Raw genomic sequence first — 13,950 nt, forward strand, 5'->3', positions numbered from 1 at the left:
CATCTATCATCTGGATCGCGCCAGCTGATTTTAGCCTGATGACTGACGATTGTCTGAGCAATCGTAGGATGAAATAAGAACATTGCTCCCCTCCTGCCGGCTGCACAAATGTTCTTGCGTTATAATCTCGGCTGTGCAAAATTAAAGATAAGGAGTACGACCATGGGGTTTCTTTCCAACAAAAATATTCTAATTACCGGCCTATTGAGTAACCGCTCTATCGCCTATGGCATTGCAAAGGCCATGCGGCGCGAAGGTGCTCAACTCGCTTTCACTTATCAATCGGAGGATTTTCGTGAACGTGTGGCAAAACTGGCAGCAGATTTCGACAGCACCCTACTGTTTCGCTGTGATGTCAGCAAGGATGAGGAAATAAGCCAGTGTTTTGAAGCGCTCGCCCGTCAGTGGGAAGGGTTGGACGGCATCGTTCACTCTATCGCATTCGCTCCACGCGAATCACTGACAGGCGATTACCTGGAAAGTGTCAACCGCGAAGCTTTCCGAATCGCGCATGATGTCAGTTCGTACAGTTTTGCAGCGCTTGCCAAGGCTGGATTGCCACTGATGCAAGGCAGACAGGCCGCCCTGCTGACGCTCAGTTATCTGGGTGCTGTGCGCGTGATGCCGAGCTACAATGTGATGGGATTGGCCAAGGCCAGCCTGGAAGCCAATGTGCGATTCATGGCCTCGAGCCTGGGCAAGAAAAACATCCGAGTGAATGCCATTTCGGCCGGGCCGATCAAGACATTGGCTGCCTCAGGCATCGGCAACTTCGGAAAATTGCTTGGTTACGCGGAAAAAGTCGCACCTTTGCGGAAAAATGTGACTATTGAAGAAGTAGGCAATGCCGCCGCTTTTCTTTGCAGCGATCTGGCAAGCGGGATAACGGGAGAAATCACCTACGTGGACGCAGGATTCAATACCGTGGCATTTGATTTGGATCTCTGATCTTTGTGATCTCTGCCACGTTTGCCACTGCCACAGACGAAGCGGTCCAGCAAAGCATATACTGGGCGCTTCGTGCAGAGTCCCCAGATTGGTTAGAAACTCTCTTCTCTTATCCTGACTTCGTAGCGCTGCCTGAGTCCATTCAGGTAGGCCATCAACTCTTCCTGGCCACGCACTTGTTGCAGTTGTTTCAGGAAAGCATCGTATTTAGAAGCATCATGCTCACTTTTAGGTGCAGTGACTTGATTGATTCTGATCAAATCAAACCCGCCTTGCCTGGCAGGTGCTCCGGTATAGGCAGGTAATTGACTTGATTCAGTCTGTGCCAGTAAACGCAGCGTTTCCACATCCACTCCCTGCATCTGTGCATACGAGACCTTGACCGATTCTCCCCAGTCTATCGTCTCATCAGCTTCTCCCGATTGAAGGCGTGCAAGCTGCTCGCTTCCTTCTTTCACTGCAATCTCAGCCGCCAGTTGTGTTTGCAAGCGGGTAAGAATTTGCTCCCTGACCAATTCAATTGATTGTGCGCTGGCAGGACGATGTTCGAGCACTCTGGCCGCGACGATTGTATCTGCTTTAACTTCCACCGCTTCAGTATTGAAGCGGTCGCGAATGGCACTCTCGGAAAAAATAGCCTGCAGCATGCGCTCGTTGGCAATAAGCTCGGGTTCCTTGGATTTCCGATCCAGCCAGTCACTTTGTTGAATTGGCAAATTGAACATCTCGGCCGCCAGTTGCAGGGTATCGCTTTGCTCATAGACGATATTGCTAAAATCTTCGGCCAATTCGCCAAATCTTTCTGCCACCTTCTGATATTTCAGTTGTTGCTCAACATGGTCCCTAACATCCTCGAAATCGGCAGTATCCGCTTCTCTGATCGCGGTCAGCTTGACAATATGAAACCCGAATGGCGTTTCCACCAAGCCGCGTATTTCATCAAGCTCCATTTGGAACACTTCATCTTCGAAAGCTTTGACCATCAACCCGCGGGAAAAGAAGCCGAGATCCCCGCCCATTTTTGCCGAGCCCGGATCTTGCGATAGTTCCGCTGCCAGCTCGGGCAGCTGGTCAGGCTCTTGCTGAACTTGTTCCAAAACCTGCTCTGCCCGGGCCTTGACCGCAGCCTTTTCCTCTTCACTCGCATCCGCAGGGACGGTAAACAAAATATGGCTGGCTCGCCGCTCTTCAGGTTGCTCAAATTCAGCCCGGTGCTCCTCGAAATATGCCTGGATTGCCTGCTCGGAAACCTGTTCCTGTTGTGCCAACTGCTCGAGCGACAGCACGACATACTCTACCCGGACCCGCTCCGGCAACATAAAATCCCGGTAATGACTGTCATAATAGTCCTGTATTGCGGCTTCATCCGGCTCCACTTGCGCCACATATTGCTCAGGACTGATTAGAATCCGGTTAATCTCGTATTGCGTCTCACTCAAGGACAACACGTTCCTGGCGACGATCTCCGGGACGACAACACTTCTGGTCACGCCTTCCAGCAACTGTTGCTCCATGATCTCGCTCACCAAGCGCGCTTCAAATATCGCGGGTGTCATGCCCTGGCGCTGCAGTAAATCCTGGTAACGCTGATAGGAGAACTTCCCATCCTCCTGAAAAAAAGCAATATTCTGTATTTCTGCGGCCAGACGCGAATCCAGCACGGTCAATCCAACATTTCCAGCTTCGTGCCGCAATATTCTTTTCTGAATCAAGTTTTCCAGGACAGCGCGCCGCATTTCAGGATCGTCCATCAGCTTGATATCAAAATCCTCCCCGAGCATATTCCTCAGATTTTCCTGCTGATTGCGCAACGCCTGTTCATATTCTCTGCGGCTGATTTCCTCGCCGTCGACGACTGCAACATAAGCCGTGTCACTCTCACTCCGATAGGACTGGACACCCCAGAACATAAATGGCAAGACAGCAATGAGCAACACGATCTGAACGATCGTTTTTCTTCGGTTGACAAAATCAAACACAGCGGTTATCCGGAATAAAAGAGAGATGGGAAAAGCGAGAGGTGTAAATCATACAAATCCGTATGCTTACCTATGATCAACAGATATGGCGGAGTGGACGGGACTCGAACCCGCGACCCCCGGCGTGACAGGCCGGTATTCTAACCAACTGAACTACCACTCCTGGTTGTTCAACTATTACAAAAATTAGACTGGAGATATCTAATTTCTCAGCATCAAGAAGAAAAATTATACCATATAAGTTTGGTGGGTGCTGACGGGATCGAACCGCCGACATTCGCCTTGTAAGGGCGACGCTCTACCAGCTGAGCTAAGCACCCTGCTCGGTACTTCTTGTTGTGCTGCAATGCTACAATGGGCGCTAGTTTACAGCATCCTTTAACGCTTTACCAGCAATAAATTTCGGTACCTTGGCCGCCTCGATTTTAATTTCCTCACCAGTGCGTGGATTGCGACCAGTACGCGCGGCCCGCTCTCCAACCTTGAAAGTTCCAAAACCTACCAGGGTCACGCTGTCATTCCTGCTAAGCGCATCCTTGATGGCAGACAATGCGCCATCCAGCGCGTCACCTGCCTCAGCCTTGGTAATATTGGCGGACTGGGCAATAGCATCGATGAGATCAGATTTATTCATATATTTCCCCTTTGTTTTGCTTTGTTAGGTTGCCGGTAAATTCAATCATACAGCACAGAAGACACTGTAGACGCCCTTATATCAAGCCATTCCGCGCGGGTCAAGTGATAAACCCAAAAACTGTGGTTTTTTAACTGCTTTCGCTGCTCCACTTTAAGCGGACAGCAAAACCGTTCCAGGCTAGGGGGCTGTCCGAGAATAGCGATCGTAGCGAGGACGAAGCTGGCTGAGCGGGATTTTTAGATCCTTTGAGGCGGATAGTTGTTCTATTCAACGAAAAGGATCGAAAAATCCCGCCTGGCAGGTTCGTCCGCAGTAAACCGGTCTATTCTCGGACAGCCTCCTACTAGCCTGCTTCAGGCCCGGCCTCTCTGTCAAGCATTTCCCTGATTGCGTCCTGCACCGAAACACCTTCATACAGAATATCGTAAACCGCCTGCGTAACAGGCATTTCGATACCGAATTGCCGCCCCAGGCCATAGGCCTCCCGAACCGTGTACACCCCCTCGGTCACATGGCCGATTCTGGGCAAAATCTCCGTTAGCGGCTGGCCGGTAGCCAGCAGCATGCCAACCTGGCGATTCCTGGATAAATCACCCGTACAGGTGAGAATCAGATCCCCGACGCCAGTCAACCCCATAAAAGTTTCCTTGCGTCCACCCATTGCCATGCCCAACCGTGTGATCTCCGCCAGCCCGCGCGTAATGAGTGCTGCGCGCGCATTATTGCCAAATGCCATCCCGTCTGAAATGCCTGCAGCGATCGCAATCACATTCTTGAGCGCACCACCAGTTTCCACGCCAATCACATCACTACTGGAATAAACCCGCAACCAGGGGGTATGAATTTCACTGGCAACAGTTCTAGCGAATCCGTCGTCCTGCGAAGCCAAGGTCAATGCAGCAGGCAACCCCTGCGCGACTTCCTGCGCAAAACTTGGACCCGACAGCACGCCACAGGTGACGTCCGCTGAATAGACCTCCTGCACAACCTGGTGCGGCAGTTTTGCTGAGCCTGCCTCGAATCCCTTGCAGCCCAGCACAAGTGGTAACGAGCTGTTCAGGGCTGCAATTTTTTCCAATGTTGCGCGCAGTCCTGCCACCGGCACTACGACAAAAATCAATTCCGCCTGCTTCAGCTCTGCTTCAAGTTCCACCGTTAACCGCATGGATGGAGGCAAATGCCGCCCAGGCAAATAGCGTCGGTTCTCGCCCAGCGACATCATTTCTGCCAGGTGCTCGGAACTATGTGTCCACAACGTAACGTGATGACAAGCGGATAAATGCAGTGCCAGCGCCGTACCCCAGGCACCCGCACCCAGAACCAGGATTTTCATACACCCCAAATTTGGTCGTTTCTGATATATCCTGCCTGACCGTCCTGATGGCGCACTTTTGTCCAGCCACTGGGAACGTCTTCCACCCACTCCAGCACAACACCCTGTTGCGCCTGAAAGAGCATTGGCGAAGTCAAATCGGCGGCAGGATAAACCTCGGCGATCGGCACAATGACAATCACAAAGCGCTTAGCACTCAGATTCTTGCTTTCCGCCCAGGCCAAATAGCCATTACTGTCCCGTACCTTGGCCCACCCCTCAACCTTTACCAAAACTTCAACTGGCAGATTGGCGCTCGCCACATACAATTTCTCTGCATTGCGTGAAGGCGCGTCATAAAGGATGGCAGCGGGGGTTGCAATCGAAAGGAATTCACTTCCAGCCTGATCTGCCGCGACAGCTTGACTGGCAAATACCAGCAGCAGAAGCGCCAACGACACATAAAGCGGGGCAAATACCCCAACTGAACGCTTAACCAGCGGCAAGTGTTTCATGAATCAATGCTTGGTACCGCTATCGGCAGAATCTTGACTAGCAGCTGGTGAATCAGCTTGTTGCTGCTGTTTCTTCTGTTGATAAACAGCCTCAAAATTAACTGGATTCAGGATGACTGCAGGGAACCCTGCACGCGTCACGACATCCGACACGGTCTCTCGCAAATAAGGGAACAATATATTCGGGCACAGAATACCGAGGACAGGCTCAATATCATCGCCGGGCACATTACGAATCCGGAAAATGCCTGCTTGATGGACTTCCACCAGAAACATGACCTTGTCCTTCTCTTTGAGGCGAGCCGTCACCGTAGCGGTCAGGACCACTTCATGAATATCGCCCTCGATGACGGCATCCTTGGTAGCCAACTGCAAATTGACTTCCGGGGCTTCCCTATCCAGGAAAATATGCGGGGCGTTTGGAATCTCCAGCGAAAGATCCTTAACATAGATTTTCTCAATCACAAAAACAGGCTGTTGCTGTTCAGTCATGGCAAGTTCCAGTTAAATAACGATTATCAGAATTTTAAAACATTAATAGATGTAGCAAGCCGATTGCATTCAACCGGCCAATAATTTAGTCACTTCGCCCTGACGATCCAATTGCGCCAAATCATCATAGCCTCCGACATGGGTTGGCCCAATAAAAATCTGCGGAACCGTTCGACGACCGGTCTTATTGATCATTTCCACCCGCTGCTCCGGGTCTAAGTCCACTCTGATTTTATCGATTTCTTCCACACCCCGGGTACGCAACAATTTCTCAGCCATCGTACAATAAGGACAAAAACCAGATACATACATTACAACTTTGGGCATCATGTTTGTTTGTTAGTAAAAATTTTTAGCGACCCTTGGAAAATGCGCAGCTTCAAACATTATTCAACTTGGGAACGGCAGACCAAACCCACGCAAGCTGTGTGGGTGCTTGCCTATTTAGACTTTTTCACCAGCGGCAGATTCTCCCGTTGCCAGGTCTCGATGCCACCGGAAAGATTGAAGACCCGCGCAAAACCATTCTTGCGCAGAAGTGTGCCGGCTTGTCCAGCACGCAAGCCGGGAGTGAATATTATAACGACAGGCTTGTCTTTGAATTTTTCCAATTCGCTCCAGCGGTCTTTGATGCTCTCAACCGGGATATGCTTGGCATCGGGGAGATGGCCGCTGGCGTATTCGCTGTCGTCTCTCACATCCAGCACCAGCGCGTCTTCATAATTAATCAAACGGACTGCGCGCTGTGCGTCGATCTCGCGCGCACTGTTACGTGCGATCAGCGGCCATAACAGCATGCCACCGCTTAACATGGCTGCTATGATAAAAAATACATTGTCTACCAAAAAAGTTGATTCCATAACCACAACTCAGCTTTATTCAAAGCCGTTATTCTAGCAAAGTACCAGGGCGCCAGGTAAACTCCTCCATCCATTGCCGCAAACAATAGCTGGCTTGAGGTAAACTCACCCTTTCCTTCAGGATCAGTTACGATAGCCATTTTTTCATCCGAATCTCTATGCCAGTCAACATTCCACCTTTGTCACCCGAACACTTGCTGCCCGTCGATGGCGTTACACTCGGCACAGCGGAAGCTGGTATCAAATACACCGCCCGCAAGGATCTCCTGGTCATACGGCTCGCCGCACATAGCCAAGTGGCCGGCGTGTTCACGCAGAATAAATTCTGTGCCGCACCTGTCACCCTTGCCAAACGGCATCTGGCAAGCAGCACAGCAATCCAGGCACTTGTCATCAACACCGGCAACGCCAATGCCGGCACCGGCCAAACAGGCATCGACCATGCCCACGCCACCTGCAGTGCATTGGCCAAGTTACTCGATTGCGATCCCCAGCAAGTTTTGCCCTTCTCGACCGGGGTCATCATGGAGCCATTGCCGGTCGCAAAAATTCTGGCCAACTTGCCTGCTGCCATAGCGGACCTCGCACCCACTCATTGGTTCGCCGCCGCGCAGGCGATCATGACCACCGATACGGTTCCCAAAGCCGCCTCGCGCCAAATTGTAATTGATGGGCATAGCGTCACGATCACGGGCATCGCCAAGGGCTCGGGTATGATTCATCCCAACATGGCAACCATGCTAGGCTATATCGCCACCGATGCGGCCATTGCGCCATCCCTGCTGCAGGACCTGGTTCGCCAGGTCGCCGACCATTCCTTCAACCGCATTACCGTAGATGGCGATACCTCTACCAATGATGCCTTGATCCTGATCGCGACGGGCCGCGCTGGCCACACGCCCATCACCGAATCGGCCAGCCCTGGCTTTGCTATCCTGCAACAGGCCATCACCGAGATCGCCATCACGCTTGCGCAAATGATTGTCCGGGATGGAGAAGGTGCCACCAAATTCATTACCATCCATGTCGAACAAGGCAAGACTGCCGAGGAATGCGATAAAGTCGCCTACGCGATCGCACATTCCCCTCTGGTCAAAACAGCCTGTTTCGCTTCCGATCCCAATTTGGGCCGGATTTTGGCCGCTATTGGTTATGCCGGCATCGATGATCTCGATGTCACCACCGTGCAATTATATCTGGGCGATGTCCTGGTCGCCGAACACGGCGGACGGGCCAGCGCTTATCGCGAAGAAGACGGTCAGCGTGTCATGCAAGCTGCCGAAATCACCATGCGTGTGGTTCTGAATAGAGGACAAGCCCGCAGCACGCTATGGACATGCGACCTGTCCTACGATTACGTAAAAATCAACGCCGATTACCGCTCTTAAGGCTCGTTAATAAATAACTTGAGCATGAAAGATATCGATTTGCTTTTGCAGCGCCTTGATCAACTATTGCTGCGCGCCGAGGAAATTCTTGCGCCCCAAACACCGGCAGCTGAACTTGCAAGCCACATCACCTTCCGCTGGCGCAAACGAGGCAACCAGGGCTTTATTCAGCCAGTCAAGCACCCCCATACCATCACGCTCGATGCGCTGCTGAACATCGATGAACAGAAATATTGCCTGGACCGGAATACGCAACAGTTTGTAGCGGGATTCCCCGCCAACAATGTCTTGTTGACCGGGGCGCGCGGTACTGGCAAGTCCTCTTTGGTCAAGGCATTGCTCAACCGTTATGCCGATCAGGGATTGCGCTTGATCGAAGTGGATAAACAGGGACTGACCGACTTGCCCGATATCGTCGAGCATATCGCGCAACGCCCGGAGCGATTTATTCTATATTGCGATGATCTGTCATTCGAAGCAGATGAACCCGGATACAAGGCTCTCAAAGTCATACTGGACGGCTCCATTGCCACCGCATCCGACAATGTGCTGGTCTATGCCACATCCAACCGCCGCCATTTAATGCCGGAATTCATGCACGAGAATCTCGAAACTCATCATATTGCCGGAGAAATTCGCCCGGGCGAATCCACCGAAGAAAAAATCTCGCTCTCGGAACGCTTCGGATTGTGGCTGTCTTTTCATCCATTCGACCAGGCGCAATATCTCAATATCGTGCGGTTCTGGCTGACCCAGCATGGTATCGATAGAATGTCCAACCGCGCCCGGCAAGCGGCGCTGCGCTGGGCATTGGCACGCGGCTCGCGCAGCGGCAGAATCGCCTGGCAATTTGCGCGCGACTGGGCGGGGCAGGCGCAACTGGCCAAATCATCCAAAACCTGATGACTCACAACATGCCAAATCCACCACTGGTAGAAGTCGTCGCCGCCATTCTGACGCGGCCAGATGACAGTTTCCTGCTCGCCTGCAGACCCCCTGGCAAGCCCTATGCCGGATACTGGGAATTTCCCGGTGGTAAAATCGAAGCCAGTGAATCTGCCCTCCAGGCGCTGTCGCGGGAATTGCATGAAGAACTGGGCATCACTGTCGACCGGGCATTCCCATGGATCACACGGGTCTTCCGCTACCCGCACGCGACCGTACGCCTGCAGTTTTACCGGGTTGCCGAATGGCAAGGTGAGCCGATCGCGCGCGAGCATCAGCAACTTGCCTGGCAAAGCGCTGGAAACATCACAGTTTCCCCTCTGCTGCCAGCCAATCAGCCCATCCTGCGCAGCCTGATGCTGCCATCGACTTATGCGATCACAAATGCCAGTGAAACCGGCGAGACCCATTCGCTGCACGCGATCAGGCAAGCGTTGCAACGCGGCCTCAGACTGCTGCAGATACGCGAAAAGCACCTGACCGATAGTCAGCTGACACGCTACGCCCAAGCAGTGTTGCAGCTTGCACAAGGCACCCAGGCCAAGGTACTCATCAATGGCAACATTGCGTTAGCCAAGGAATTAGGCCTGGATGGGGTACATTTGACTGCCGCGCAATTGCTATCCCTGCACACCCGCCCCGAAGTCGATTGGTGCGGGGCCTCCTGTCATAACGAAGAAGAGCTCTATCATGCCGAGAGCCTTGGCATCGATTTCGTGACAGTAAGTCCAGTATGCCCTACCCCCAGCCATCCGAACGCACCCACGCTGGGGTGGCGCAAACTGGCCAAACTGATCCGCGGTTATTCCCTGCCCGTCTATGCCCTGGGTGGTTTGATGCCGGATGATCTCATCCCAGCCCAGGAACAGGGCGCACATGGCATTGCGCTGATGCGCAATCTATGCACATCAGCCCAGCCATAATCCATCGCCGCTTTTACGGTGCGCAAGCGCACCCTACCGCACGCTGACACCGGGTTTTGTACGGGTCACGCCGTTTTGCCGGTCAATGCAGCCAGCTCTGCTTTCAAGCGCGCAATTTCTTCTTCGGCTTTGCGTTGTTCGGTCACATCGTACTGCACACCCAAAAAGTAGAGCAGCCTGCCACTTGAATCAAACAAGGGCGTGATATTCAAGTGGTTATAGAATAATTCTCCGTTCTTACGGTAATTTCTCAGGACAATCTCAATCGGCTCTCTGTTTTCCAAGGCAGCCTTCAAGCGAAAACGTTCCGGCTGATCCCGGTCTGTTCCCTGCAAAAAGCGGCAATTTCTCCCAATGGTTTCGGCCTGGGTATATCCGGTGATATTTTCAAACGCCTTGTTGGCATACACCAAAGGCAAATCTTCCTGATCCGGATCTGCCAATGTGATGCCATTGACGCTCGCATCCAGAATTTTGGACAATACTTGCGGAATTAAACCGGGATCCTTCTCAACGACAAAGTCCATTATTTTTCTCCAAATTATCCTCAACTATAGGCAGATGCCAGCCTTGTTGGAAGTTACCATCAATTGAAGCTATATTTTTTATGACGACTAAACTAGCGCGCCAGCCAGATCCGCTTCCGATTCCACCAGCTTGCGAATATTACGCACCGTCCGCTCTGTCCCGTCTTGCACAGCGAAACAGATCAATTTCTCGAATGGCCGCATGTGCATTTCAAGTTTGAGCAACTCGAACGTAAAGGAAAGACGGGTTGTGTTTGCATCAACCACTTCCAGAACATAATCACAGCGATAGGGATTGGATACGCCCTCGAAGCATATTCTTGTGACAGGCTTGAAAGCGGTCACCTTGAAAGTCGATTCCGAGCGATTTCCCTGATCGACCCTCACCTGCCGAAACAAGGAACCTTGTGCCACGTCACCTTCAGTCAATTTCTCCAGCTCGCGAACTTCCGGAGACCATCTGGGATAATTGGTTAGCAAATTGGCACCGATAAAGCTAAAAACTATATCTGTTGGACATAGGATCTCCGTACTGGCCTTACCTACTACCGGGGTATCGTTGAACAAATTGAACATCAAACGGTCTCCTACAGGCTATAACAACACTGCTAAGGGGCTCGTTAATGAACAACTTGAGTATGCCCAAGTTTAGTCATTAACGCGCCCTAAGTATTTCAAACAAGGTAGGTATCGACTCCCGTCAAGAGTAAATCATATTGCGCCTCGACGATTTCCTTGATCACCAGCGCAGGCATACCCGTTACCACATTGTTCTCCAACGCCAGCCAACCCACCGCATCGGCTGGTCCCAAACTGACGACATAGCCGATGTCACGATGCAAATAAGGTTCAAGCACTTTGAGCATGCCGGAATGCCGGAGAATATTGCGCGCCGCCAGTTTTCCCTTGCGCACCGCCGACTGGGCAGTCATCGCATTGGAGCCGAGCGATTGATAAACGGCGCAATCACCGGCGGCAAAAATATTCCCCAGCGCCGCATGACCGGCCACGACGACCTGCCCGAACAGGTTGGTCGCCAACCGGTTATCTGGTTTTTTTCCGGCAAATACCAACGACATGATAGAGGGTAATTCAAAAGCATGGCCACTATTTTTTTCTTCAAGCAGGAGCTTGTCCGCCTGCTGCCCCAGAAAACGCACTTCCGGATAAAATTCTATTCCCAGCTCCTGCATGCGGGTTTCCACGTAGCGGGCAAACCCTTGGGGAAACTGCCGCAATACCCGCTCACCCCCATCGATCAGGCGCAGCGTATGGCCGCTTCGCTGCCTGCGCAAATACTCTGCAATTTCGAATAGGAACTGAATACCGGTCGCGCCGCCACCGATCACAGAAATGCAGGAGGCCGGCCCCTCATCGGCCGCCAACAAGCCGCCCAATAACTCGGCACCCGCACAGGCCGCAAAATCTTCCAGATCGAATACATTGACGCTCTCTTTGGCAGCAATGCGCGCACTCTGGGCGCCCGATGCGATCAACAAATAGTCGAAAGGCAATGTCAGCTCGCCGATATCGAGACAACGATTTTGCTGCCATTGCTGCAGCGCCGCATCATCGATTGCGAGCTCGCCCTGAACATGGCGGCAATCAAAACGCTGCGCCAGTTGCGAGAACGGCACCAGCAGATCCGAGAATGGATAGCGGAAGGTCTCGTGCAAATGCGTAATCTTGAGATGATCCGCACGCGGGTCGATAAGCGTGATTTCCGCCTCCGGCATATAGCGGCGCAAAGTCGTCAGGGCGGCAATGCCGGCATATCCCCCGCCTGCGATCACAATTTTGAGTTGCTTGTGTCCTGGTATATACAATGGCAAGAAAGCCATCTACACTCCTTTAGCCTTTAATGATCAGTTGTCCTGGATAAGTGAGCGTAGCATGGATTCCTCATCCGGGTCACGCGCCCCGGCATGCCCGGCTTCAGGAATCCTGTCCGGATTCCAATTTGCCAGCGCCCATTGCCAGAATGCCTCCACATCAGCCTGCAACAAACTCTCGGGTGCATCCTGTCCCAAAAAACGCAGGGCAGCCACCAGTGAAGGCAGTGGATTGCCCAGAACAACCGGTTCTGCCCGGGTTTGTTTGCTCAGTTTTTTGCCTTGCGCATCCAGCACCAACGGCAGATGCAGGTAATCAGGGGTGTCATAGCCGAGCAGCTGTTGCAAATAAATTTGCCGGGCAGTGGAATACAACAAATCGGCCCCACGCACGACATGGGTCACACCCTGCCAGGCATCATCCACCACCACAGCCAGTTGATAGGCATAAATGCCGTCCGCCCGGCACAAGACGAAATCACCGATCTCGCGCTCAAGATTGAGCCGAACAGGCCCTTGCACCCTGTCGCCGTATTCCATTATCCGGTCAGGCGTGCGCACCCGCAGCGAAGCGTGCGGGCCTGCCATCGCCAGCGGCCGCTGGCGGCACACCCCCGCATAAACCGGCCCATCGCACCCCGTCAAGGCAGAAAGCGCTATTTGCTTACGCGAACATACACAGGGATAAAGCCAGCCCGCGCGCTGCAACCGCTCCAGCGCATCCCGGTAGGCGTCATGGCGCTGGCTTTGATAAACAACCGCCCCATCCCAGTGCAAGCCGAAAACCTCGAGCGTACGCAATATCTCATCGGCCGCTCCCGCAACGACGCGCGGCGTATCCAGATCCTCGATCCTGACCAGCCACTCCCCACAACGGGATTTTGCCTCAAGATAGCTCCCCACCGCCGTCACCAGCGAGCCAAAATGCAGCGGACCGGAAGGCGATGGCGCAAATCGGCCACGGTAAAGGCAAGGCATGTCTGTGAAATTATGCATTCAGCCCGGAAATCTCAGCCGGGAAAAGTGAAAATATGCCGCGCTGCGTTGCAAGGTGCATCAGAAACGCCCCGGTCCCGGCTGCGGCATGGTCAAACAGGGATGGTCTTTGCGTCATTCGATGAAATTTGACGAACTGCCAGATCCAATCGCAGCAAGTACGCCCGGTATGCAGGGAATAATGCTTGAGATGCAGAACCCTTCGAATATCATCCAATAAGGCCAGTGTGCTTGACATCAAAAACAAGACTGCCTAATGTCAGTCGAAATTTAATTGATAAGCCAATTTGCCTGAATTATCGGCCAATAGCAAGTTATCGAGGCAATCATGCATGGTTCAGTGATCAAGGAAAAAGTGCCTGAAAATATCGCCAATTTCCACAGAGTAAAAGGGCGAAAAGGGGACGCTTCCCTTTGCAGAATAAAAGAGTAGAGAGCAGGCTTTTGCCTACCCTCCCTCATTAAACCGGAAAGAAAAAGGGTAGCGTCCCCTTTTTCCCAGATGGATGAGACCCAGTACAACGAGGCACCGGAATCGCTCCAGATTCGTGAGTTGAAGGTCAATAACAAGATATTGGTCACCACGTTAATGTGTC

The 13,950-nt window shown here is 52.5% G+C and carries 16 protein-coding genes and 2 tRNA genes; 4 read left to right on the forward strand and 14 right to left on the reverse strand.

Annotated elements, in window-relative coordinates:
• Positions 1 to 162 precede the first annotated feature (162 nt).
• Positions 163 to 948 carry an enoyl-ACP reductase FabI gene (locus BLV85_RS04975; protein WP_090412782.1) on the forward strand — a complete coding sequence of 262 codons (786 nt, stop codon included), beginning with the start codon at positions 163 to 165 and terminating at the stop codon, positions 946 to 948.
• 92 nt (positions 949 to 1,040) lie between these two features.
• Here BLV85_RS04975 and BLV85_RS04980 read toward each other — a convergent pair whose 3' ends face one another.
• From BLV85_RS04980 to BLV85_RS15120, 10 genes are all read right to left on the reverse strand, one after another.
• Positions 1,041 to 2,927, reverse strand: a complete 1,887-nt coding sequence (locus BLV85_RS04980) for a SurA N-terminal domain-containing protein (protein WP_090412785.1) — start codon at positions 2,925 to 2,927, stop codon at positions 1,041 to 1,043.
• Positions 2,928 to 3,013: 86 nt separating this feature from the next.
• Positions 3,014 to 3,090 (reverse strand) — tRNA-Asp (locus tag BLV85_RS04985).
• 81 nt (positions 3,091 to 3,171) lie between these two features.
• Positions 3,172 to 3,247, reverse strand: a tRNA-Val gene (locus BLV85_RS04990).
• Between the two features lie 41 nt (positions 3,248 to 3,288).
• Positions 3,289 to 3,561 carry an HU family DNA-binding protein gene (locus tag BLV85_RS04995; protein WP_090412787.1) on the reverse strand — a complete coding sequence of 91 codons (273 nt, stop codon included), beginning with the start codon at positions 3,559 to 3,561 and terminating at the stop codon, positions 3,289 to 3,291.
• Between the two features lie 346 nt (positions 3,562 to 3,907).
• Positions 3,908 to 4,897 (reverse strand): NAD(P)H-dependent glycerol-3-phosphate dehydrogenase, encoded by a 990-nt coding sequence (locus BLV85_RS05000; RefSeq protein ID WP_090412789.1) that lies wholly within the window; start codon positions 4,895 to 4,897, stop codon positions 3,908 to 3,910.
• Positions 4,894 to 5,391, reverse strand: coding sequence for an SH3 domain-containing protein (locus tag BLV85_RS05005; RefSeq protein ID WP_090412793.1), 498 nt, complete (start codon positions 5,389 to 5,391; stop codon positions 4,894 to 4,896). The genes BLV85_RS05000 and BLV85_RS05005 overlap by 4 nt, the downstream gene beginning before the upstream one ends.
• Before the next feature lie 3 nt (positions 5,392 to 5,394).
• Entirely contained in the window at positions 5,395 to 5,883 is a 489-nt protein-coding gene (gene secB / locus BLV85_RS05010; protein ID WP_090412797.1) for a protein-export chaperone SecB, read from the reverse strand.
• A 69-nt stretch (positions 5,884 to 5,952) separates the two neighbouring features.
• A complete protein-coding gene (grxC, locus tag BLV85_RS05015) occupies positions 5,953 to 6,210 on the reverse strand; it encodes a glutaredoxin 3 (RefSeq protein WP_090412822.1) in 258 nt (85 codons plus the stop codon).
• 113 nt (positions 6,211 to 6,323) lie between these two features.
• Positions 6,324 to 6,743, reverse strand: coding sequence for a rhodanese-like domain-containing protein (locus BLV85_RS05020; RefSeq protein WP_090412799.1), 420 nt, complete (start codon positions 6,741 to 6,743; stop codon positions 6,324 to 6,326).
• Positions 6,722 to 6,883 carry a hypothetical protein gene (locus BLV85_RS15120; RefSeq protein ID WP_176973934.1) on the reverse strand — a complete coding sequence of 54 codons (162 nt, stop codon included), beginning with the start codon at positions 6,881 to 6,883 and terminating at the stop codon, positions 6,722 to 6,724. Before BLV85_RS15120 ends, BLV85_RS05020 begins: the two co-directional genes overlap by 22 nt.
• 18 nt (positions 6,884 to 6,901) lie before the next feature.
• Between BLV85_RS15120 and argJ the strand changes: the two genes are divergently transcribed.
• The 3 genes from argJ to BLV85_RS05035 are packed head-to-tail and all read left to right on the forward strand — an operon-like array spanning position 6,902 to position 9,999.
• Positions 6,902 to 8,131 (forward strand): bifunctional glutamate N-acetyltransferase/amino-acid acetyltransferase ArgJ, encoded by a 1,230-nt coding sequence (gene argJ, locus BLV85_RS05025; RefSeq protein ID WP_090412802.1) that lies wholly within the window; start codon positions 6,902 to 6,904, stop codon positions 8,129 to 8,131.
• Positions 8,132 to 8,155: 24 nt separating this feature from the next.
• Positions 8,156 to 9,034, forward strand: a complete 879-nt coding sequence (locus BLV85_RS05030; protein ID WP_090412804.1) for an ATP-binding protein — start codon at positions 8,156 to 8,158, stop codon at positions 9,032 to 9,034.
• A gap of 11 nt (positions 9,035 to 9,045) precedes the next feature.
• The gene (locus BLV85_RS05035; protein WP_090412826.1) at positions 9,046 to 9,999 is read left to right on the forward strand and encodes a Nudix family hydrolase; all 954 of its coding nucleotides are present in this window, start codon (positions 9,046 to 9,048) and stop codon (positions 9,997 to 9,999) included.
• A gap of 65 nt (positions 10,000 to 10,064) precedes the next feature.
• On the opposite strand, the gene BLV85_RS05040 is transcribed toward BLV85_RS05035, so the two are convergent.
• From BLV85_RS05040 to gluQRS, 4 genes are all read right to left on the reverse strand, one after another.
• Positions 10,065 to 10,526, reverse strand: coding sequence for a PAS domain-containing protein (locus BLV85_RS05040; RefSeq protein WP_090412807.1), 462 nt, complete (start codon positions 10,524 to 10,526; stop codon positions 10,065 to 10,067).
• Positions 10,527 to 10,613: 87 nt separating this feature from the next.
• On the reverse strand, positions 10,614 to 11,102 hold the full coding sequence (locus BLV85_RS05045; RefSeq protein ID WP_090412810.1) for an SRPBCC family protein: 489 nt from the start codon (positions 11,100 to 11,102) through the stop codon (positions 10,614 to 10,616).
• Between the two features lie 98 nt (positions 11,103 to 11,200).
• Positions 11,201 to 12,367 (reverse strand): NAD(P)/FAD-dependent oxidoreductase, encoded by a 1,167-nt coding sequence (locus BLV85_RS05050; protein WP_090412813.1) that lies wholly within the window; start codon positions 12,365 to 12,367, stop codon positions 11,201 to 11,203.
• Between the two features lie 24 nt (positions 12,368 to 12,391).
• Positions 12,392 to 13,354, reverse strand: coding sequence for a tRNA glutamyl-Q(34) synthetase GluQRS (gene gluQRS / locus BLV85_RS05055; RefSeq protein ID WP_245725092.1), 963 nt, complete (start codon positions 13,352 to 13,354; stop codon positions 12,392 to 12,394).
• Positions 13,355 to 13,950: the final 596 nt, after the last annotated feature.

It is taken from the genome of Nitrosomonas halophila, from assembly GCF_900107165.1.
Classification (GTDB): Bacteria; Pseudomonadota; Gammaproteobacteria; order Burkholderiales; family Nitrosomonadaceae; genus Nitrosomonas; species Nitrosomonas halophila.

What these genes read in the sequence shown, in the direction of transcription:
- BLV85_RS05050 (WP_090412813.1), bottom strand. Translation starts at nt 12,367, where the DNA reads ATGGCTTTCTTGCCATTGTATATACCAGGACACAAGCAACTCAAAATT.
- argJ (WP_090412802.1), top strand. Translation starts at nt 6,902, where the DNA reads ATGCCAGTCAACATTCCACCTTTGTCACCCGAACACTTGCTGCCCGTC.
- gluQRS (WP_245725092.1), bottom strand. Translation starts at nt 13,354, where the DNA reads ATGCATAATTTCACAGACATGCCTTGCCTTTACCGTGGCCGATTTGCG.
- BLV85_RS04975 (WP_090412782.1), top strand. Translation starts at nt 163, where the DNA reads ATGGGGTTTCTTTCCAACAAAAATATTCTAATTACCGGCCTATTGAGT.
- BLV85_RS05040 (WP_090412807.1), bottom strand. Translation starts at nt 10,526, where the DNA reads ATGGACTTTGTCGTTGAGAAGGATCCCGGTTTAATTCCGCAAGTATTG.
- grxC (WP_090412822.1), bottom strand. Translation starts at nt 6,210, where the DNA reads ATGCCCAAAGTTGTAATGTATGTATCTGGTTTTTGTCCTTATTGTACG.
- BLV85_RS05005 (WP_090412793.1), bottom strand. Translation starts at nt 5,391, where the DNA reads ATGAAACACTTGCCGCTGGTTAAGCGTTCAGTTGGGGTATTTGCCCCG.
- BLV85_RS15120 (WP_176973934.1), bottom strand. Translation starts at nt 6,883, where the DNA reads ATGGCTATCGTAACTGATCCTGAAGGAAAGGGTGAGTTTACCTCAAGC.
- BLV85_RS05045 (WP_090412810.1), bottom strand. Translation starts at nt 11,102, where the DNA reads ATGTTCAATTTGTTCAACGATACCCCGGTAGTAGGTAAGGCCAGTACG.
- BLV85_RS04995 (WP_090412787.1), bottom strand. Translation starts at nt 3,561, where the DNA reads ATGAATAAATCTGATCTCATCGATGCTATTGCCCAGTCCGCCAATATT.
- secB (WP_090412797.1), bottom strand. Translation starts at nt 5,883, where the DNA reads ATGACTGAACAGCAACAGCCTGTTTTTGTGATTGAGAAAATCTATGTT.
- BLV85_RS05030 (WP_090412804.1), top strand. Translation starts at nt 8,156, where the DNA reads ATGAAAGATATCGATTTGCTTTTGCAGCGCCTTGATCAACTATTGCTG.
- BLV85_RS05035 (WP_090412826.1), top strand. Translation starts at nt 9,046, where the DNA reads ATGCCAAATCCACCACTGGTAGAAGTCGTCGCCGCCATTCTGACGCGG.
- BLV85_RS05000 (WP_090412789.1), bottom strand. Translation starts at nt 4,897, where the DNA reads ATGAAAATCCTGGTTCTGGGTGCGGGTGCCTGGGGTACGGCGCTGGCA.
- BLV85_RS05020 (WP_090412799.1), bottom strand. Translation starts at nt 6,743, where the DNA reads ATGGAATCAACTTTTTTGGTAGACAATGTATTTTTTATCATAGCAGCC.